23 protein-coding genes, 1 tRNA gene and 1 other RNA gene are annotated in these 17,457 nt (G+C 58.5%); 11 read left to right on the plus strand and 14 right to left on the minus strand.

Annotated elements, in window-relative coordinates:
- Nucleotides 1-7: 7 nt before the first annotated feature.
- Both AC1XDK_RS14450 and AC1XDK_RS14455 read right to left on the minus strand, forming a co-directional pair.
- Complete coding sequence (locus tag AC1XDK_RS14450) at nt 8-853, minus strand: beta-keto acid cleavage family enzyme (protein ID WP_483350590.1); 846 nt, start codon at nt 851-853, stop codon at nt 8-10.
- The gene (locus AC1XDK_RS14455) at nt 850-1,071 is read right to left on the minus strand and encodes a hypothetical protein (protein WP_483350591.1); all 222 of its coding nucleotides are present in this window, start codon (nt 1,069-1,071) and stop codon (nt 850-852) included. Before AC1XDK_RS14455 ends, AC1XDK_RS14450 begins: the two co-directional genes overlap by 4 nt.
- A gap of 194 nt (nt 1,072-1,265) precedes the next feature.
- Between AC1XDK_RS14455 and AC1XDK_RS14460 the strand changes: the two genes are divergently transcribed.
- The 3 genes from AC1XDK_RS14460 (at nt 1,266) to AC1XDK_RS14470 (ending at nt 2,913) form a co-directional block, all read left to right on the plus strand.
- The gene (locus tag AC1XDK_RS14460; protein WP_483350592.1) at nt 1,266-1,949 is read left to right on the plus strand and encodes a hypothetical protein; all 684 of its coding nucleotides are present in this window, start codon (nt 1,266-1,268) and stop codon (nt 1,947-1,949) included.
- A gap of 138 nt (nt 1,950-2,087) precedes the next feature.
- Nucleotides 2,088-2,681, plus strand: coding sequence for a peroxidase-related enzyme (locus tag AC1XDK_RS14465; protein WP_483350593.1), 594 nt, complete (start codon nt 2,088-2,090; stop codon nt 2,679-2,681).
- A 55-nt stretch (nt 2,682-2,736) separates the two neighbouring features.
- Nucleotides 2,737-2,913, plus strand: a complete 177-nt coding sequence (locus AC1XDK_RS14470) for a hypothetical protein (RefSeq protein WP_483350594.1) — start codon at nt 2,737-2,739, stop codon at nt 2,911-2,913.
- Between the two features lie 302 nt (nt 2,914-3,215).
- Here AC1XDK_RS14470 and AC1XDK_RS14475 read toward each other — a convergent pair whose 3' ends face one another.
- Nucleotides 3,216-3,707 (minus strand): Lrp/AsnC family transcriptional regulator, encoded by a 492-nt coding sequence (locus AC1XDK_RS14475; protein WP_483350595.1) that lies wholly within the window; start codon nt 3,705-3,707, stop codon nt 3,216-3,218.
- Between the two features lie 157 nt (nt 3,708-3,864).
- On the opposite strand from AC1XDK_RS14475, the gene AC1XDK_RS14480 reads away from it, so the two are divergent.
- Together AC1XDK_RS14480 and AC1XDK_RS14485 are read left to right on the plus strand one after the other, a co-directional pair.
- On the plus strand, nt 3,865-4,179 hold the full coding sequence (locus AC1XDK_RS14480) for a DUF7344 domain-containing protein (RefSeq protein WP_483350596.1): 315 nt from the start codon (nt 3,865-3,867) through the stop codon (nt 4,177-4,179).
- Between the two features lie 472 nt (nt 4,180-4,651).
- Entirely contained in the window at nt 4,652-5,491 is an 840-nt protein-coding gene (locus tag AC1XDK_RS14485; RefSeq protein ID WP_483350597.1) for a TrmB family transcriptional regulator, read from the plus strand.
- Between the two features lie 19 nt (nt 5,492-5,510).
- On the opposite strand, the gene ddfA is transcribed toward AC1XDK_RS14485, so the two are convergent.
- The 3 genes from ddfA to AC1XDK_RS14500 form a co-directional block, all read right to left on the minus strand.
- Complete coding sequence (ddfA, locus tag AC1XDK_RS14490; protein ID WP_483350598.1) at nt 5,511-5,825, minus strand: DdfA family disk-determining factor; 315 nt, start codon at nt 5,823-5,825, stop codon at nt 5,511-5,513.
- A 180-nt stretch (nt 5,826-6,005) separates the two neighbouring features.
- Nucleotides 6,006-6,962 carry a transcription initiation factor IIB gene (locus AC1XDK_RS14495; protein WP_483350599.1) on the minus strand — a complete coding sequence of 319 codons (957 nt, stop codon included), beginning with the start codon at nt 6,960-6,962 and terminating at the stop codon, nt 6,006-6,008.
- Nucleotides 6,963-7,249: 287 nt separating this feature from the next.
- Nucleotides 7,250-7,324: transfer RNA gene (locus tag AC1XDK_RS14500), tRNA-Arg, on the minus strand.
- Between the two features lie 101 nt (nt 7,325-7,425).
- On the opposite strand from AC1XDK_RS14500, the gene AC1XDK_RS14505 reads away from it, so the two are divergent.
- The 3 genes from AC1XDK_RS14505 to AC1XDK_RS14515 all read left to right on the plus strand — a co-directional run bounded on the left by AC1XDK_RS14505 (nt 7,426) and on the right by AC1XDK_RS14515 (nt 9,580).
- On the plus strand, nt 7,426-8,307 hold the full coding sequence (locus tag AC1XDK_RS14505; protein ID WP_483350600.1) for a geranylgeranylglycerol-phosphate geranylgeranyltransferase: 882 nt from the start codon (nt 7,426-7,428) through the stop codon (nt 8,305-8,307).
- A gap of 157 nt (nt 8,308-8,464) precedes the next feature.
- Complete coding sequence (locus tag AC1XDK_RS14510) at nt 8,465-9,100, plus strand: RAD55 family ATPase (RefSeq protein WP_483350601.1); 636 nt, start codon at nt 8,465-8,467, stop codon at nt 9,098-9,100.
- A gap of 69 nt (nt 9,101-9,169) precedes the next feature.
- Complete coding sequence (locus tag AC1XDK_RS14515) at nt 9,170-9,580, plus strand: CoA-binding protein (RefSeq protein ID WP_483350602.1); 411 nt, start codon at nt 9,170-9,172, stop codon at nt 9,578-9,580.
- Nucleotides 9,581-9,622: 42 nt separating this feature from the next.
- Here AC1XDK_RS14515 and AC1XDK_RS14520 read toward each other — a convergent pair whose 3' ends face one another.
- From AC1XDK_RS14520 to AC1XDK_RS14535, 4 genes are all read right to left on the minus strand, one after another.
- Nucleotides 9,623-11,683, minus strand: coding sequence for an alkaline phosphatase PhoX (locus tag AC1XDK_RS14520; protein ID WP_483350603.1), 2,061 nt, complete (start codon nt 11,681-11,683; stop codon nt 9,623-9,625).
- A gap of 328 nt (nt 11,684-12,011) precedes the next feature.
- Nucleotides 12,012-12,431, minus strand: a complete 420-nt coding sequence (locus tag AC1XDK_RS14525) for a hypothetical protein (protein ID WP_483350604.1) — start codon at nt 12,429-12,431, stop codon at nt 12,012-12,014.
- Nucleotides 12,432-12,593: 162 nt separating this feature from the next.
- Nucleotides 12,594-13,574 (minus strand): PLP-dependent cysteine synthase family protein, encoded by a 981-nt coding sequence (locus AC1XDK_RS14530; RefSeq protein ID WP_483350605.1) that lies wholly within the window; start codon nt 13,572-13,574, stop codon nt 12,594-12,596.
- Nucleotides 13,575-13,631: 57 nt separating this feature from the next.
- Nucleotides 13,632-13,928, minus strand: coding sequence for a DUF5798 family protein (locus AC1XDK_RS14535; RefSeq protein ID WP_483350606.1), 297 nt, complete (start codon nt 13,926-13,928; stop codon nt 13,632-13,634).
- A gap of 81 nt (nt 13,929-14,009) precedes the next feature.
- Here AC1XDK_RS14535 and AC1XDK_RS14540 point away from each other — a divergent pair, with 81 nt between their 5' ends.
- The 3 genes from AC1XDK_RS14540 to ffs all read left to right on the plus strand — a co-directional run bounded on the left by AC1XDK_RS14540 (nt 14,010) and on the right by ffs (nt 15,208).
- Nucleotides 14,010-14,408 carry a DUF7548 family protein gene (locus tag AC1XDK_RS14540; RefSeq protein ID WP_483350607.1) on the plus strand — a complete coding sequence of 133 codons (399 nt, stop codon included), beginning with the start codon at nt 14,010-14,012 and terminating at the stop codon, nt 14,406-14,408.
- A gap of 82 nt (nt 14,409-14,490) precedes the next feature.
- Nucleotides 14,491-14,823: a DUF5658 family protein gene (locus tag AC1XDK_RS14545; protein ID WP_483350608.1), complete on the plus strand. Its 333-nt coding sequence runs from the start codon at nt 14,491-14,493 to the stop codon at nt 14,821-14,823.
- 73 nt (nt 14,824-14,896) lie between these two features.
- An RNA gene (gene ffs / locus AC1XDK_RS14550) (signal recognition particle sRNA) lies at nt 14,897-15,208 on the plus strand.
- Nucleotides 15,209-15,281: 73 nt separating this feature from the next.
- On the opposite strand, the gene AC1XDK_RS14555 is transcribed toward ffs, so the two are convergent.
- From AC1XDK_RS14555 to AC1XDK_RS14570, 4 genes are all read right to left on the minus strand, one after another.
- Nucleotides 15,282-15,749: a hypothetical protein gene (locus AC1XDK_RS14555; protein WP_483350609.1), complete on the minus strand. Its 468-nt coding sequence runs from the start codon at nt 15,747-15,749 to the stop codon at nt 15,282-15,284.
- 90 nt (nt 15,750-15,839) lie between these two features.
- On the minus strand, nt 15,840-16,184 hold the full coding sequence (locus tag AC1XDK_RS14560; RefSeq protein ID WP_483350610.1) for a hypothetical protein: 345 nt from the start codon (nt 16,182-16,184) through the stop codon (nt 15,840-15,842).
- A gap of 73 nt (nt 16,185-16,257) precedes the next feature.
- Nucleotides 16,258-17,163: a mechanosensitive ion channel family protein gene (locus AC1XDK_RS14565; RefSeq protein WP_483350611.1), complete on the minus strand. Its 906-nt coding sequence runs from the start codon at nt 17,161-17,163 to the stop codon at nt 16,258-16,260.
- The gene (locus tag AC1XDK_RS14570) at nt 17,163-17,408 is read right to left on the minus strand and encodes a YhbY family RNA-binding protein (RefSeq protein ID WP_483350612.1); all 246 of its coding nucleotides are present in this window, start codon (nt 17,406-17,408) and stop codon (nt 17,163-17,165) included. Before AC1XDK_RS14570 ends, AC1XDK_RS14565 begins: the two co-directional genes overlap by 1 nt.
- Nucleotides 17,409-17,457: the final 49 nt, after the last annotated feature.

Genomic DNA, 17,457 nt, shown 5'->3' on the forward strand with positions numbered 1-17,457 from the left:
TCGACTTTCAGTACAGGCCGAGAATCTCGCGTGCCTGCGACGGCGTCGCGACCGCTCGTTCGAGTTCGTCGGCGAGACGGACGACCCGCCGGACGAGTTGGGCGTTGCTCTCTGCGAGTTCCCCGCGGCGATAGTACACGTTGTCCTCCAACCCGACGCGCACGTGGCCGCCGAACAGGATTCCCATCGCCGCGAACGGCAACTGATGTCGTCCGAATCCGAGCGTGTTGAACAGCACGCCGTCGGGCAAATCCCCGATGGCATTCACGAAGTTCGCCGGCGTCGGACGAGTGAGGGTTCCCGGTCCGAAGATGAGCGTCGCGTACACCGGTTCGGCGAGACTTCGCCGGTCGAGGAGGCCGTACACCTCGTTTCGGTGGCCGTCGTTGAACACCTCTAATTCCGGTTTGATTCCCCGCTCCACCATCTCTTCGTGCAGCGAATCGACCATCGCCCGCGTGTTCTCGCTGGTGAGGTGGTCGTACCGGTTCAGCGGTCCCATGTCGAGCGACGCCATCTCCGGCGGCGGGTCGGTTCGCAAGGGGAGATGACGGTCCGCGGCGGGTGCGCCGGTGCCACCCGTCGAGTGCTGGATGATGACGTCGTCCGTCCGCTCCCTGATGGCGTCGTCTATCGCCTGAAACCGCTCGGTTTCGAACGACCGCTCGCCGTTTTCGGTGCGAGCGTGAACGTGGACGACGGCGGCACCCGCATCCTCGACTGCGGCCGCCGCGCGACCGATTTCCCCCGGTGTTTCCGGCAGGTTCGGGTTCGCTTCCTTTCCGTGGACGCCGCCCGTCAGCGCCGCCGTGACGATGACCGGTTCGCCCGCGAGATACGCCGCGTAGCTCATCCGTCTTCCCCGTCCGATTCGTGTTTCCGGTATATCTCGCAGTGGCGTTCGTGCTCCAGTCCGTATCGGTCGTTGCAGATGTCGGCGCGCATCGGTTGGACGAACTCCCCGACGGCAGTACAGAACGCTCGCGGTTCGTCGAAGACCCGTTCCGTGGCGTTCGCGTCGTCCGTCGGGTCGCTCTTTCCATCCCGATAGTCGAGATACGGACAGACCATACTGTGATGAATGCTAACGTGAATAATAACCGTTCGCTAACACCGATGTCACCCGGTCGTGGTCGTCGACCATTCGAGGGAGGAATCGACTCTCGAATCCGACACCGTACAAAATCCGCCACGATATGTCATCAGACATGACTGGATAATTTAACTGCATTTCTTATGGTCCGAACGTTTCTACCGTTCTGTACATGAATACGACACGACGCTCGGTATTGGGTGCAGTCGCAACGCTCGCCACCGTCGGCGCAGGTGCAAGTCAGGTCATCGCTCGGGAGAGTCTCCCCATCGAAGTCACGCAAGTCGCGTCCGAGGAAGAGTACGTCGTGTTCGAGAACACGGAGATGGACGACGTGGACATCTCGGGCTACGTGGTCGCGTTCGAATACGGCAACCCGGACACCGACCAGCGAAGGAAACTGCCTGACGACACGGTCATCGGCGGCGGTCAGTCCCTCATCGTCGCGACGGGTGCGAAGGAGGTCCCGATAGCGGACGTGAAATTCGACTACGAGGGAGAAGTGTTGAACAACGACGACCACGATGTCGTTGCCCTTCTCACGCCGGACGAATCGACCGTCATCGCCAAGAGTAACGGGGGTTCGGACTCGACGACGACCACTACCACCGAGGACGAGGGGTCCGACGACGGTGGCGAAGAATCCGACGGCGGTGACGATAGGACGACATCGACCGAGACGGAGGACCGATCGGACGACGCGAACGAAGAATCGACCGACGACAGTGAACCGACCGACGACAGCGGGTCTAATGATGACGATTCGTCGGACGGGACGACCGGCGCGGAATCGGGGAGCGAAGACGAAGCGGACGAGTCCGAATCGAGCGGCGACGAGTCCGAAGAGGATTGTTAAATCGACGCCGCTCCCTCGGCGTTCGCTTCAGGGACGATTCTCCGGCAGTGACGCCGTGAACGTCCGGGGGGGCATCGGGTAGCGTTCACTTTCGCTTCGGACGGCCTTGTTAAGTTCCAACACGCCAAATTCGCCGTTATGCCCGAACCGACCCTCTCCGACGAGGCACAGCGACGATTTCCGGTCCCCGACTACGATGAGGTTCCCGATGACCTCCGCGAACGCATCGACGAGGAGACCGACCGGGCCGGGTTCACGCCGAACGTGTTCGCGACACTCGCGTACAAGCCCTCGCACTTCCGCGCGTTCATGGCGTTCCACGACGCCCTCGTGGACGATACGTCGCTCGACCGCGAGGAGATAGAGATGATAGTGGTCGCCGTCTCCGGCGTCAACCACTGTTATTACTGCAACGTCGCCCACGGCGCGCTCGTTCGAATATACGCGAAACACCCCACCCTCGCCGACCAATTGGTGGCGAACTACCGACAGGCCGACGTGAGTGAGAAACGGATGGCCATGCTGGACGTGGCGGTGAAACTCACCGAACGGCCGACCGAGGTGTCCGATGACGACTTGCAACGGTTACGCGACGTCGGCTACAGCGCCGAGGAGATATGGGACATCGGGAGCGTGACGGCCTTCTTCAACCTCTCGAACCGGATGGCGCTGTTCGCCGACTGGCGGCCGAACGACGACTTCCACACCATGGGCAGAGAACGACGGGAGTAGTCACCGATGACATCCCCTTCTAACAACCTGCAAATACGTTCATCTCCTCGCTGGATTGCCCATCATCATCGAAGGTCCACAGGTAGACGTCACCAACTCGGACCACGCGGACACGGAGAGCGCGCCCCTCTCGCACGTCGGGACCTTCCAACTCGACCGTCTGACCCTCCGAGTTGATTCGGACGACGACTTCAGCATCAACGTCACGACGTACGAAGCCGACTTACGCTGAACTTCGCTCGCACCGACGATGGCATAACCAGCGAGGACGTTCAAACCGCCGCTGAAAGCTTCGAAAGCGAAACGAACACCGTCCCAGTTGGCTACATTCACGTCGGTCACGCATTCGACAACCGACGGGTGAGAAACGCAACGTTCGAGTTCAGCATCAACAAGACCTCTCTCGATGCACTCGGCGTCGAACCCAACGACGGACCGTTAGCACGACAAATCACGTGACAGAGTTGACCCGCATGATGGGGCATAATGAACCAAACTTTCAGTTTCGGTGCCCGACGTCTCTCCCTACCCAGATTAGCCCTCGCGTCGCTCCTCTGCAGCTTCCTCACTAAAATGGAAATGGTCAAACGGCTGCATATGCCGCTCGCGCATGATCTCGGAACTCTCGACCGTGACACCAGACTCGTGCAGAGTGTCCGTGATGCGCGTGATATCCTCTGTACTCGTCCCAACCGCCTCCACGTAGATATTTCGTTTCCCAACAAGCATCTCGCGTACATCGACCACACCCTGCACAGCAAGTATCTTCTGGACAAACTCGGCTTGTTCGTTTGCTGGCGCAGTACACACGAACAGCACACGAAGCGGGAGGTTCGCCGCTTCATAGTCGATCTCGGGATGATAGCCCCTGATGATACCATCATCTTCGAGTTGCGAAATCCGGTTCCGAACAGTACTCGCGGAGACACCGACTGTTTCAGCAATCTCTTCGGTGGTTGTATTCCGTGCGTCTCGTTGGAGATGAAAGAGAATTCCCTGATCAACGTTGTCGAGTCCTCGACCCATACATGAGAATAGACAGAGTAGGCGTAAATAGTATGTGAGAAACTGAGTGAACTCCATCAGACCCTGTTGAAGTGATTCACTCACTTCCTCAAACAACTACTGATCCGAAAAATGAGGCTCGCTTATCCATGTGCAATGTGTTTGGATACGAGAACCAATGATGCTCGATGAGCAGCTCTCAGTCCTCTCGAATCACCACCGACGACAACTCCTTGTCGCCTTAGCACAACGGACTTCCCACCCCGACCGACGAGCTCCGTCCCGAGGTTTAGCGACGGACGGTGGAAACCGAAATCAGGCAATCACAATGCAGCACATCCATCTCCCAAAGTTAGCAGACTGCGGACTCATCGACTGGGATCAAGACGCACAGCGCGTGACGAAGGGGCCGCAGTTCGACGAGATCGAGCCATTGCTCACCGTTCTGAGTGAGAATCAGGATGTGCTTCCTGACCGTGGTGTCCCCGACTGATCGATCATGATCGAAAACTGCCACAAATGTGGCAGTCTGGGCACGGAGTGGCGATTGGTTGGGACCCATTCGAACTCCGTACCACTTCGCCCTTTGCGCTAATCCTGTATAACCCTACTGTGATTATCTGGGTTACTGGTTATATATCTGATCAGTGAGTGCAGAAATTTGCATCGTCTACAACTGATTTCATCGAACTCGCTCCAGTTACTGCTGTGAAATCCGCAGTAATAAACCCATAAGTTGCTAATTCAGGATACGCCTTCTGTGATTATCCGAGTGAATATCATCTGGGATGGTGAATGAGCAATATGACCGTTCGAAGATGAGTGCCATTGATACGTATTGATGCGCATAGTCTAATTTATGGTGGACAGTTCTGTTGGGCGAGTTCGGTGGCTTCAACAACAACAACTGTCTTGTGAGCGACGACGGAACGAGCCCGGCATTCCCGGGCAAATGGTTGGGACCCATGAAGGACTTATCTAATCACCAACAGTCGATCGAATTGCTCCAACAACTCGGCTTGAAAGAGTACGAAGCAGGGTGTTTCGTGGCGTTGGCACGCCTCCCGAAAGGGACGGCCAAAGAGATCAGCGAAATCTCTGAAGTACCCCGAACACGTGTGTATGACGCAATCCGAGTGTTAGAGACGAAAGGATTGGTTGAGATTCAGCACTCGAGTCCACAGCAATTTCGCGCCGTGCCGATCGAGGAGGCCGCCGAGACACTGCGCCAAGAATACGAATCCCGAACGGACACGCTCGTTGAGGCGATGGCCGCGATCGAGCCTGCAGAATCGAACGGCGGTGATGAGGAGATCACCCACGAAGTCTGGGCACTCTCGGGCACCACTGCGATTACGAATCGCACCCAGCAACTCATCGATGCCGCCGGGAGAGAGATCGTGCTCATCGTCGGGCAGGACGAGGTTATTACTGACGGGTTGCTTGAACAGCTCCAAGAAGCGCTGGACACCGGGGTTACTGTATTGGTTGGCATACAATCCGAGGAACTCCACAAGCAAATCGCAGAGGCACTTCCCGATGCAGAAGTGTTCATCTCCGGGTTGGAGTGGCTACATAGTTCGCCACTTAAGGGAGCTGATGATACGACGATCAGTCGGCTGTTGTTGATCGACAAGAACACGATTCTCGTGAGTTCGGTCCACGAGATGGACATGGGCGGAATTGAGTCGGAAAAAGCAGTGTTCGGGCGCGGGTTCGACAATGGGATTGTGGTGATCGCTCGGCGACTGATGGCGACCGGGTTGCCACGAAGGCAGGATCCTGACATGCCCGGCGACGAATGACTGCTCGTGTCGCAATCCCTCAGTCGTCCTGCAGAGGTTCGAGTTCGACGTCGTTTTCACCGGTCACTGTCACCTGATAGCCCTGATATTGAAACGTAACTGCGCCAGTTGTTGGCCGGTGTGAGCCCGCCCGTGTCGGGCCAAACAGTGTGTTGAGTGCATCGGGATCGATGACCTCGTACAAAGGCCCAAGATCGTTGGACGAGATGTTCTCGCGCGCGAGAATACGGTTGACGATTGCCGCTGTTACCGACTCGGTGTCATCCAGTGGTTGCATACCCGGTGTGCTCGACGCTTCGGTGTGGGTAGCAGGGGAGTCCTCTGGTGAAGTCATGAGTGTGTCTCGTCAGAGCGATTCGAGAACGTCGTATATAGACGCTCTGTATGGAACATAAACGATATTTTGCCTTTGAAATGAAAGGGCTGCGTCCCTTCGTTTCTTTTTTATATCAATACTGCCGCTGCCGCTCGGGTTTCTTATAGAGATAGCACTCTCGACGGAAAATGCGCATTTCTAGAGACCGAGCGCATCGAGCTGTTCTTGATAATGATTGCGGATGGTCACTTCGGTGACCTGTGTCACCGTAGCAACCGCACGCTGGGTTTCTTTCTCACCACAGAGGAGTGACGCAGCGTAAATCGCTGCAGCGGCACAACTAGTGGGTGATTTCCCTGAAAGCAGACCCTTTGACGACACTGTGTCGAGGATTTCGTTCGTTTTCGCTTCGACAGCGTCGCTACTCCCAAGTTCTGAACAGAATCGAGGAATATACTGTTTCGGGTCGACCGGTTGTATCTCGAGACCGAGTTCCCGTCCAATATACGTGTATGAGCGGCTTATCTCTCTTCGTTCAACACGCGAAACATCCGCAATCTCCTCAAGACTCCGCGGAATATTCTCATTGCGACACGCCGCATACAAACAACAGGTTGCGATCCCTTCGATCGAGCGACCTCGAATCAGATCTTCATCGAGTGCGCGACGGTACAGGACACAGGCGACTTCGCGAACCGATCGTGGCACACCGAGTGCACTCGCCATCCGGTCGATCTCGGAGAGCGCAAATTTGAGGTTACGTTCGCTGGCATCTTTCGTTCGGATACGTCCTTGCCATTTGCGCAGTCGGTGCATCTGGTTGCGTTTGTCAGCGGACAACGCGTTACCGGCGGCGTCCATATCTTTCCAATCGATATTCGTTGTGAGGCCCTTATCATGCATCGTCTCGGTTATCGGTGCACCAACCCGAGACTTCCGTTGGCGCTCCTGTTGATTGAAGGCCCGCCACTCTGGACCAGGGTCAACAGCCTCTTCTTCAACGATTAACCCACAGTCCTCACAGACGGTTTCACTCCCATCTGCGCTTGTGAGCAGGGTTTCCGAGTCACACTCAGGACAGCCCTGGACGCCCTCGTGTTCATCTGTAGTGGGCTCCGTTTCATCGCGTTCTGTCCGACGGGAAGGGCGTATCATTGGTTAGCCACGATATATAGGATATCTAAGTGGTTAAGCTCTCTGTTCGATTTCTCAGCGATAGCGACGAAAGCAGCGTTGATCCCGCTTTTACGCACGCTCAGGATGGAATGGTCGTAGAAAATACGAGATCACGTATATGAAGGCTAAAACCGTTAAAGACGCAATCTTAGAATTCCGATGGGCGTTGCAGGATTTGAACCACGGTCGTTCCGCTTCACTCCACTTCCTGATTCAAATCCTTCGCGGGCATCATCCGCTCGTCACGTCCGTTCATCGCAGAATGATGGGCGCTGCAGGATTTGAACCCGCGGCAACTTGGTCCGAAGCCAAGTACTCTGTCCAGACTGAGCTAAGCGCCCGTACTCAACGGTACTGGCCCCTACTTTTTAAACGTCGTGGTTTCGTCTCGCGGAAATCGCATTCCGACCATTTATACGGCGTGGCCCGAGTACGTCGCCGTATGAGTGCAGACGGACGTGCGAAGGGACTGTTCGAACTCACACGTCCGGGGAACACCTTCTCGGCGGGCGTACTCACGTTTATCGGGGCATTTGTCGCCGGTGGCGTCTTCACCGACTCACAACCGGTACAGGTCGCGGCGGCCGTGATGGCAACGTGGCTGGCGACGGGGGCGGGAAACGCGATTAACGACTACTTCGACCGCGAAATCGACCGCATCAACGCGCCGGACCGACCGATACCGCGCGGTGCGGTCTCACCGAGAGGAGGGCTGATTTTCAGCGTCGTACTGTTCGTCGGAGCCATCGTCGCTGCGCTCGCGTTGCCCGTCTTCGCCATCGCCATCGCGGCGCTCAACCTCATCGCGTTAGTGGCCTACACGAAGCTGTTCAAGGGACTGCCGGGCGTCGGGAACGCCGTGGTCGCCTACCTCGGTGGCAGCACGTTTCTGTTCGGCAGTGCCGCGGTCGCGGCGGATACGGGGAGCCTCGCCGTTCCGATCGAAGGGATTCGAACGGCGGGTATCCTCTTTCTACTCGCCGCACTCTCGACGTTCACGCGCGAAATCATCAAGGACGTAGAGGACATGGCGGGTGATCGTGAGGAAGGACTGAACACCCTCCCGTTAGCAATCGGTGCCCGCCCCGCAACCGCGTTTGGGATGGTGCTGCTCCTCGTCGCGATAGCGGCGAGTCCGCTTCCGTATCTGTGGGGCGTGTTCGGAGTGTCCTATCTCGCCGTCGTCCTCCCGGCGGATGCCATCATGCTTTATGCGGCCGTCGAGAGTTTCGACGACCCGACAGCTGGACAAAATCACTTGAAATATGGTATGTTCCTCGCTGCAATCGCATTCGTTATCGGCCGCACAGCTGTTCTCTTTTGAGTGTTTTCGGGTGAATAGATAGCAATCAAAAAGAATATAAGAGACACCCAAGATATTAATCCCAGATGACACAGGGGGAGAAAACTGGCACTTCGTCGTCTCTCCCTCCGCTCAGTATCGAACGGTGGAGTACAACCGTACCCGATGACGAGGAATCATGTACAATATAGGAGAGCCGTTCCCCGAGACGGAACTCGGCTCGGGGACGAATCTGCTCGTTGCGGGACCGACGATGACGGGAAAGCGGCGGCTCGCGTTCGACGTGCTCGCACACGGTGATGGTGACGGAGTCATCATCGTGACGACGAAAAGCACGGGCGAGCAGGTGCTCTCGGACTACAAATCCCAACTCGACGGTCGGGACTCCCCAATGGGGGTGGTCGACTGCGTTTCGAAACAGCAAGGGATGAGTCCACAGCGAATCGAAGGCGTCGAATTCGCCTCCTCGCCGGTGGACATGACCGGAATCGGTATCAAGCTCTCCGAATTCCTCCAACGGTTTTACGATGCGGGCGTGCGTTCCAATCGAATCGCCTTCGATTCGCTTTCGACGCTTCTCATGTACTCGAATCTCCAGACCGTGTTTCGGTTCCTTCACGTTTTCACCGGTCGGGTGCAAAGTGCAGAGGCCTTCGGCCTGTTCGTCATCGACTCGTCGGCCCACGACGCCCAGACGATGAGTACGCTCAGACAGCTGTTCGACGGCGAGATAGAGGTTCGTGAAGCCGAAGGCAGTGGGTCCGAGGTTCGGTTGAAGGGCATCGGCCCGACGACCGATTGGCGACCGCTCTAATTCGGAAACTAGTGACGCCACGAACCCGGAGGGCCAACGCTTTTGCGCGTTCGTGGCGTTCGTTCACCCATGCCAATCGAAGGAGACGACGAGCTTCGAGACGTTCTCGGACTCGATACGGTCGCGGTCGTTGGCTGTTCTTCGACGCCCGGAAAGGACGCCCACGAGATACCGAAATACCTCCGGGACCACGGCTACGAGGTCATCCCGGTCAATCCCTTCGCGGACGAAATCTTTGGACGTGAAGCCGCCGATTCTCTCGCCGACGTGGACGAAGAGATAGACATCGTGGACGTGTTCCGGCCGAGCGAGGAGGTAGCCGAAATCGTCGATGCCGTCCTCGAACGCGACGACGTGGACGTGGTGTGGACGCAGTTGGGAATCCGTGACGACGACGCCGCGAAACGGGCGGAGGACGCCGGAAAACGAGTGGTACAGGACCGCTGTATGAAGGTCGAACACGGGCGACTGATAGGGTAATTCCCCGCTAGCCGTCGAAAAAAGAATGGCGTACAGGTCGTCCTATTCTTCGGGTTCGTAAACGTACAGGCAGTCGTTGCTGTACGACCGACCGAACTTGTCGGCGTCTTCACAGCAGAGGACGCGGCCATCGTCCATCACGTAGACGTTGTCGACGTTGATGAGCGCGTCGTCCGCGATGTCCGCGGGGTCGCTCGCGTCGGGGCCGACGATGACCGGTTCGAGCGTCGAGACGTTGTAGTCGTCTTCGAGTTCGGCGCGGTAGACGACGCCGCCGTCTACGCGGTCCAGTCGGATGTCACCGAGCGTGTCGGCCAGCGCGTCGTTCAGTGCCGAGATGGCGAAGTAGACGTAGTCGCCGGGTCCCGCGCCGTCGACGCTGTCCACGCCTTCGGCCTTGTTGAACTCGATGGTCGCACCGATTTCCTTGGCGGCCGCGCGGGTTTCGAGGAAGGGAACCTTCCTGAGTTCCTCGTCGACGCCGTCCGGACCCTCGCTTTCGTACTGCTCGGCCCACTCGACGATTTCCTCGTTCGTGATGTAGTTCCGGTTTCCGTCCTCCACGACTGCTTTGTCCGCTTCTTCGAGCGCCGTGTCGAGGTCGTCTTCCCAATCCGTGTCGGCGTGGGTTTCGAGGTAATCGACCTGCGTGACCTCGTCGTATTCCGAAATCCACTCTTCGACCTCGTCGTTCGCGGCGTGGCCCAGTTCCAGCCACTCGAATTCGAGGTTCACGTCGGCGGGGGAGTTCCGCTTTGCGGCTTCCTCGTTGGTCACTTTCGGCGCGTAGAGCGTCCCTGCGACGTTCATCGGATCGCAGTAGCCGTCGATTTCCTCGTCGGCGACGAACTTGTAAATTCCCTTGCTATCGCCGTCGGAACAGCCGTACACGGTTCGTTTGTCGCTCTGTATGTCGGGCGACTCCCACGAAGCGCGACCCATCACGTAGTACTTGATGGGTTGTGGCGTCTCCGCTACCGGGTCGCGGAAATCAACGAAGTAACCGTAGCGGTACGGGTTCGGGTAGACGTCGCCTATCGGTTTCGCCGTGTTGCTCTCGTCATCGGAGGACTGGTCGACCGGCAACGACGTCTGGTCGACCCGTTCGGCACCGAGGTAGTACGCGAGGAATTCGAGGCCCGTGAGTGCCCAGTAGCCTTGGACGCCCCACGATTCGTCGCCGTAGTAGCCGTCGATGGCTTCCTGAATGCCGTTCGGGTTCGGTCGGTTCCAGAACTGACAGCCGCCGATGAGGTTCTTCCCGGTTCCCTTCTCGACGATGTCGCCGACCGTCGCGGTCAGCGAAACGCGGGGCTGTGCGTAGTTCTCCTCGGCGGATATCATCGTGTTCCACGGAGAGAGGTCGCCGTAGCAGTTGATTCGCGTCCCCCCAAGTTCACGCATCGGCTCCGTGTTTGCGAGGTTGATGGCGTTCTCCAAGTCGGCGGTCCAGCCACCTTCTCCGTCCCGACTGATGGGGATTCGCGAGACGTTTCCGGGGCTGTTCTCCCAGTTGGTGAAGAGGAACCCTTCGGTACCCTCCTCGTTCGTCGGGACGAACTGGTTGCAGTCGGGATTGGAAGCGGGGTCACCGTACTGCGTTCCGGCAAAGTTGTCCGGCGTGATGTTCCAACCGTCCGACGTCTGGGTGACGCCGAGTCGCTCGGTACCGCCGTTGATGCGGTCCTCTTCCCGTGCGATGAACGTGAAATCGCCGCTCGCGCTCCGTACCATTCCCTTCTCCTCGTTCGTCTGTGGCGTCGATAGCCCGGAGAAGTCGTCGTTGCTTCCCTCCATGGAGAACTGAAACCCCTCGAAATAGCCGATGCCGGACTTGTTGTACGGTGCGGGGTTGTCACGACTCGGGTGTTGAAGGCTGTACAGGGGCGTCCCGTCCTCGAAGACGAACGGTCCCGTCACTTCCGCGCCGAACGCGGTGGACGAAAAGCGCTTGAGGCCTCCCTTCACGTAGGGGGCGCTCGGCGTATCGTCGTCTTCCGGCGGTTCGGTACTCTCGATTCCGATGACGTTCGAAGAAACGCTCGCACCGAGGGTGGCAGCGACCGATGTGGCCATCAGTTTGCGTCGGGTGAACTCGACCATGCGAACGATGGTTTACAGGTGTACAATATGTAAATTTATAATATAAATATGTGGTATCTTGGTCCGATACGATGTCTATGTACTGATTTCTCTTACAGTGTTGGATCGATTCAACGTTGAAGTCCTCCCGAGAGAACAGCAGTCCTGTGAGACAGAGCGGACGTTCGTCCAAACGATTCTCGCTTCCTCCATCTATAGTCCGAGTACGAATATACTATCCAACAATTACGGCTTGCAACGAGGTGCCATTTGAGACTAACTTTCACGGAGCTATGTACCCAGTATCGACCGAGAAACCGGACCCGTTCCGAGCGAAGAAAGAACCGCCCTACTCCATCCCCATCTCTTCTGCACCGGTACGAATCTCTTCGGCCCGCTTCCGAACCGTCGCGACGTATCGCTCTATCTCCGGCGGCGTTTTGCCGTAAAACGACGCGACCCAGTTGCGGTCGGTGTACGGTTGGGTGAGGAAGTACGCCGAAAGCGTATCTCGACCCGCCTGTATTATCTCCGGCGGGACGCCGCGTTCACCCGTTCCCGCCTCCTCGAACCCGTTCACGTCGAAGTACACGTCGGCATACAGTTCCGCCAATTCGGGGTCCTCGAACCGAACTCCTTCGTGATCCGGCGCTTCGAACCGGTAGCGAGTGCTCCCCTCTTCCGCTGGTATCGTGACGATTCGGACTCCCAGTATGTACTCCCTGTGTACCGTCTCGGCGGGAGCGGCATTTCGATCGGTCTGTGACATGGATAGTTGGCCGTGGCAGTGCGACCGCCACCGAGACCGGCGGTCGTCACTCCTCGGATGTAGAGGCCCTTGCGGAGCGTCGATTAGTAGTTTGATAATTTCACTATATACCGCTCCGTACTATCACTACGCACCGCCGGTGTCCCGGAAAACGACTTCGAACTATCCGTCCCACTCGGCGAACGAGCGATAGATTCCCTTGGAGAGGTAGCGTTCGCTGGAGTCAGGGAAGATTGTGACGACCGCAGTACCGGGCGCGTCTATCTCGCCGTCTCGAATCCTTTGTGCGACCTGTCGAGCAGCGATGCTCGCCGCACCGGCCGAGGAACCGACGAGGTGTCCTTCCTCACGGGCGAGGCGTTTCAGTTCGTCGTGAGCGGTCTCGTCAGGTACTTGGACGATTTCGTCCACGAGGTCCGGTTCGAACAGCTCGTTGGTCGCGGGGTTGTGCGTCCCGATTCCTTCGATTTTGTACGCCTCTTCGGGCACGTCGGCCCCCTTTGTCGTGGAGTAGAGCGACCCTTCCGGTTCGACCGCAGCGACGTAGGTGTCCGGGTGTTGGTCGCGGGCGTACTTCGCCATCCCCATCAGGGTGCCCGCGGTGCCACATCCCGCGACGACCGCGCCGATGTCGCCGTCCAACGCCTCGTAGAGTTCCGGCCCCGTCGTCTCGTAGTGCGCCTCGACGTTCAATGGATTGCTGAACTGCTGTGGCACGACCGCGTTCTCGGTCTCCTCGGCGAGTTGGTGAGCGCGTTCGATAGCACCGCCCATCCCGTCCGACGTGGGCGTATTGATGACTTCCGCGCCGAGTGCGGCCATGAGTTGTTGTTTCTCGATGCTGAACCGCTCGGGGACGACGAACACGGCGTTCACGCCGAGTTGGCCCGCCGCGACGGCGAAGCCGATACCCGTGTTTCCGGCGGTCGGTTCGATGACCGTTCCGCCGGGTTGGAGCTCGCCGCTGTCGAGCATCGCCTCTATCATGTACTTCCCGATGCGGTCTTTCACGCTCGCGCCGGGGTTGAACGACTCTAACTTCGCATACACTGGAACGTCGTCGGGTGCAGCGTGAACATGGACGAGCGGAGTTTGCCCCACCGTGTCGAGGACCGAGTCGAGCGGTTCCCGATGTGTCGTCATGTCGCAAAAATTGACGGGAGGGCTGTTAGTCGTTGTTATGTCCTCCGACTCGGTGACTCACGTACTCGCTTCGACCGTCTCGTCGGTCGTTTCGTCGGAATCGTCGTCCGTTTCGCCGGATTCCACGTCGGCAAGCACCTCGTCGATGTCGATTCCTTCCTCGCGAGCCAACGCCTCGATGAGCGCCTTCTGATGTGCGTTTTCGGCCTCAAGTCGCTCGACGCGTTCGTTCGTCGTCTCCAGCGTCTCGCGCATTTCGAGCAACTGTTCGCGCATCTCGTTCAGTTTAGCGTACAGTTTCTCCGCGGTGTCGGCTACTTTCTGAATCTTCTTTGCCGTACTTCCGAGTCCCATATACCCCCGTTCGTTCCGGAGTAATGTGGTTTTTCCGACTCAAGCGGGACGCTTAACTCGGCTCCATGGCTGGGTACGCGCATGAGCAAGGTGCTAAAAGCAGGTATGGTGTCGTGTCTGGCCGTCCTCGCCCTCGTTTCCCTCCCCTATTTCCTTGCCCCCGCAGTCGCAGTCGACGTCTACTACGACACGATTCCGGTTCCCGTCGAACTGATCGACGTCCTCCTCTCGCTCGTCGCGTTTATCGCGTTCGGTTCGGCGCTTCGAGGGCGGTCGGACCCGGCGACGGTTGCGGGCGTTACCGTCGTCCTCGGTGGCTTCTTGGTCGGTATCACGCTCTGGTGGGCGCTCGTAACTCCGGCTTCGACGCTGGTCGAGGCCGCACGTATAGACGCATTGAACGGCTACCAGTGGGTGTTGTTCCTTGTGACGATTGGCGTCCCTACAAGCGCGGGTTGGCACGCACGAACCGTCCTATAGTCTCTTCCTTGGTACTCACAGCGAAGTGTTACTCCGTGACAGTGAGCCTATAACAAAGTGACATGGCGGTGCAGATGGTCTCGTGTCGTCGAACGCTTTCCCCCGACTCTGGTCGCACGTCTCTCCGCCGCTGTTAGTTGCCGTGCTAGGGGTGATGCTCGGCGACGTGATAACGACCGGTATCGGTTTGGAACTCGGGCTGAACGAGGGGAACCCGTTCGTCGCTCACCTCCTCGCCGAGATGGGTATCGTGGGATTGCTTCTTCTCAAAGGGGCCACCGTCGCCCTCCTCGTCGTCCTCTCGGGGTGGACACAGCGGTCCCGTCGAACGTTTCGACTCGGGAGCATCGTCTATCTCGTGGTCGGCCTGCTCGTCGTCTTTTCGAACGTCGTAGCCATCGCTACGGTCGGATGAACACCGACTCGAAATCGAACCCGCAACGCGATTACGAACCCGAAAGGCCCTTAAGTCGGAGTGGAGTAGAAGGAAGTGGACTAGGTTGGGCAGTTAGGCCCTGCTCCCCGCCCGCGCTATGGTCTTGAGCGGGAACCAAATTCCGGGCACGTCCGGTCAGACCGGGCCGGGCCCCGAAAGCCAACGCAGAAGCCTCGTCCGACGGGGCCAGCGGTCTGTGGCGAACACTCGCAGGGGTGTCCCGTCGCAGTTAGTCGGTGGCAATCCGTCAGGCACGGAAGTGAGCAGCGGACCGCCGAACAGCTGTCGCTCGTCGGATCGCGGGGTGGAGGAGGCAACCGGGATTCCCCGGTCCGGAACGCCGGGCAACCCCGGCCGTCCACATTCATACCGCATTCTTATCGTCGAGTCGAAACGCCGTCCCGAATCCAGCAGCCGTTTCGGCCCGACACCGAACCTCACCCGTCCAGCCGTGACGACCGGATGTTCCACGAGTCGAGCATGCTATCGACGAACACCCGCGTCCAGTAGGCGCGCTTCTCGGGTTTCACGTCGTCCTGCGTGACCTCGAAGAGACACGACGGCACGTCGCGGTCCGCCCGCATCTTGTTGACGAGCATCGGTTCGGTGGCGTACTTCGTCTCGCTCACCGGCGTGTGAACGAAGTCGTAAATCGGGTCATAGCCGGTAACGTGCCCGTCGTTCAGTCGCTCGACGGCCGTCTCCACGGTTCGTATGATTTCGTCGTGCTTCGAGCGAAACACGTTCTGTCCGACGCCCTCGTCCCCCTCGCGTCGCAAAATCCCCTTCGAACTGTGGAGGTCGATGAACACGTCCGGGTCGTACTCGCCGATGGCGTTCCAGATGGCGTTTGCGAGCGCGTTTTTCGGCGGTTCTCCGATGGGAAACTGCCTGTTCAAGTCCATTCCCGGCGGCCACTTCCGTCGCTCGTGTTCGACACCCTGACTGTTCGCCTCGGGGAGGACGACGAGCGTTCCGGCGTCGATGTCCCATTTTCAGATGGCGTCGGCGACCCAGTATCCGCTCTCCTCGTTGCCGTGCATGCCGCCTTCCACGAACGCTGTCGGGCCGGGATTTCCCGAGCGAATCTCGTAGATGGTCGTTTCCTGTTCCGTCCCGCCTCGTATCGTCGTGGTCGAGACGGCCCCTTCTCCGTTCGACGTGGTCGTCTCCACGCCGTCCGTCGAAGTCGTTTCGGGTGCTTCTCCCCCCGATTTCCCCGTCGTTTCGCCGTTTGCCGCCGCGTCCGAACCGCTTCCGGCGCAGCCCGCGAGGAAAACAGTGCTACCGGTCGAAACCGACCCGACGGTCGAAAGGAACGCTCTCCGGCTCCCGTCCATGGTAAAACCGTGGCGGTCGCCCTACTTCAATGCTGTTTCAGAATTGTTGAAACGAAAAGCCGTAAACCAGGTGTTAGTCGTCCGTCAGGACCGCCATTTCGGACGGGTTCGAAATCTCGATGCCGCCCGCGAGGTTGCGGTAGGGGTACGGGATGTCGATACCTTCCGTGTCGAAACGTTCCTTGACTGCGGTGACGTACTCGCCGCGCGTCTTCACGAAGTCGCCGCGTGCCGGGTCGGCTATCCAGAAGCGGGATTTGAGACCGACCGAGGAGTCGCCGAGTTCGGTGAGTCGAACCGACGGTTCGGGGTCATCGAGGATGTCCACGTGCTTTTCGGCCTCCTCGATGATTATTTCGGTCGCTCGGTGGATGTCGTCGTCGTAGCCGATGCCGAAGAGGAACTGGATACGGAGTTTGTCCTTGGCGACGGGGTTCTTGATGACGTCGTCGGTCAGCACCGAGTTCGGCACCGTCAACATCTCGTTGTCGAAGGTTCGAACGCGGGTCACTCGGAGGTCGATGTCCTCCACGATGCCGGAGTAACTGCCGCCGTCCCACTCTATCCAGTCGCCGATTTTGAACGGCTTGTCGGTGAAGATGAACACTCCAGCGACGAAGTTGGCGAGGAGGTCCTGCAGTGCGAACCCGACCGCCAACGTTGCCGCCGCGCCAACGGTAGCGAATGCAGTCAGGATGTTTCCGTATCCTGCGAAGGCGAACGCCAGTGCTACCGCTGCAAACAGGACGACCAGTTGAGTTACCTTCGTGAGCGGGTTCGTGAGGCTTTCGTCGTATCCCTTCCTGTCGAGTAGTCGCTTGACCAGCGGGATAACAAAGATTCGGCCGAGCAGGTAGAGAACGACGAACGAGATGATGAAATAAATCGCCTGCGTGAGGGCGGTTGCGTATCCCTCTTTCATCATCCTGTCGAGAAACGGGAGCGGTTGAACGGCGAGCCCTGTCAGCGCCTTCACCATCAGTGGTACACCGCCGTGTTCCCGCGGGTCTCGATGAGTTCGGCATTCACCTCGTCAGCGAGTTCCTCCGCGAGTTCGTCCGTCGAGGTGCCGCCGCGGGCCGCCCGCAGGAACTTCACCTTGACGAGTTTCTCGTTCTGCAGTTGGTTCTTCAACTCCTCGGTGACGGCACCGATGCCGCTTTTGCCGACCCACACTGTTACGTCGAGGTCGTGTGCTTCCTTTCGCAGCTCTTGATTACTCATAAGTAGGCGATAGTTTGGCTCTACTGCCTTTAAAGCTTGCAACTAACAC

The sequence above is a fragment of the Haladaptatus sp. HS23 genome, from assembly GCF_056892285.1.

Coding starts and splice junctions, on each gene's coding strand:
- AC1XDK_RS14450 (WP_483350590.1), bottom strand. CDS start 853: ATGAGCTACGCGGCGTATCTCGCGGGCGAACCGGTCATCGTCACGGCG.
- AC1XDK_RS14455 (WP_483350591.1), bottom strand. CDS start 1,071: ATGGTCTGTCCGTATCTCGACTATCGGGATGGAAAGAGCGACCCGACG.
- AC1XDK_RS14460 (WP_483350592.1), top strand. CDS start 1,266: ATGAATACGACACGACGCTCGGTATTGGGTGCAGTCGCAACGCTCGCC.
- AC1XDK_RS14465 (WP_483350593.1), top strand. CDS start 2,088: ATGCCCGAACCGACCCTCTCCGACGAGGCACAGCGACGATTTCCGGTC.
- AC1XDK_RS14475 (WP_483350595.1), bottom strand. CDS start 3,707: ATGGGTCGAGGACTCGACAACGTTGATCAGGGAATTCTCTTTCATCTC.
- AC1XDK_RS14480 (WP_483350596.1), top strand. CDS start 3,865: ATGATGCTCGATGAGCAGCTCTCAGTCCTCTCGAATCACCACCGACGA.
- AC1XDK_RS14485 (WP_483350597.1), top strand. CDS start 4,652: ATGAAGGACTTATCTAATCACCAACAGTCGATCGAATTGCTCCAACAA.
- ddfA (WP_483350598.1), bottom strand. CDS start 5,825: ATGACTTCACCAGAGGACTCCCCTGCTACCCACACCGAAGCGTCGAGC.
- AC1XDK_RS14495 (WP_483350599.1), bottom strand. CDS start 6,962: ATGATACGCCCTTCCCGTCGGACAGAACGCGATGAAACGGAGCCCACT.
- AC1XDK_RS14505 (WP_483350600.1), top strand. CDS start 7,426: ATGAGTGCAGACGGACGTGCGAAGGGACTGTTCGAACTCACACGTCCG.
- AC1XDK_RS14510 (WP_483350601.1), top strand. CDS start 8,465: ATGTACAATATAGGAGAGCCGTTCCCCGAGACGGAACTCGGCTCGGGG.
- AC1XDK_RS14515 (WP_483350602.1), top strand. CDS start 9,170: ATGCCAATCGAAGGAGACGACGAGCTTCGAGACGTTCTCGGACTCGAT.
- AC1XDK_RS14520 (WP_483350603.1), bottom strand. CDS start 11,683: ATGGTCGAGTTCACCCGACGCAAACTGATGGCCACATCGGTCGCTGCC.
- AC1XDK_RS14525 (WP_483350604.1), bottom strand. CDS start 12,431: ATGTCACAGACCGATCGAAATGCCGCTCCCGCCGAGACGGTACACAGG.
- AC1XDK_RS14530 (WP_483350605.1), bottom strand. CDS start 13,574: ATGACGACACATCGGGAACCGCTCGACTCGGTCCTCGACACGGTGGGG.
- AC1XDK_RS14535 (WP_483350606.1), bottom strand. CDS start 13,928: ATGGGACTCGGAAGTACGGCAAAGAAGATTCAGAAAGTAGCCGACACC.
- AC1XDK_RS14540 (WP_483350607.1), top strand. CDS start 14,010: ATGAGCAAGGTGCTAAAAGCAGGTATGGTGTCGTGTCTGGCCGTCCTC.
- AC1XDK_RS14555 (WP_483350609.1), bottom strand. CDS start 15,749: ATGGACTTGAACAGGCAGTTTCCCATCGGAGAACCGCCGAAAAACGCG.
- AC1XDK_RS14560 (WP_483350610.1), bottom strand. CDS start 16,184: ATGGACGGGAGCCGGAGAGCGTTCCTTTCGACCGTCGGGTCGGTTTCG.
- AC1XDK_RS14565 (WP_483350611.1), bottom strand. CDS start 17,163: ATGGTGAAGGCGCTGACAGGGCTCGCCGTTCAACCGCTCCCGTTTCTC.
- AC1XDK_RS14570 (WP_483350612.1), bottom strand. CDS start 17,408: ATGAGTAATCAAGAGCTGCGAAAGGAAGCACACGACCTCGACGTAACA.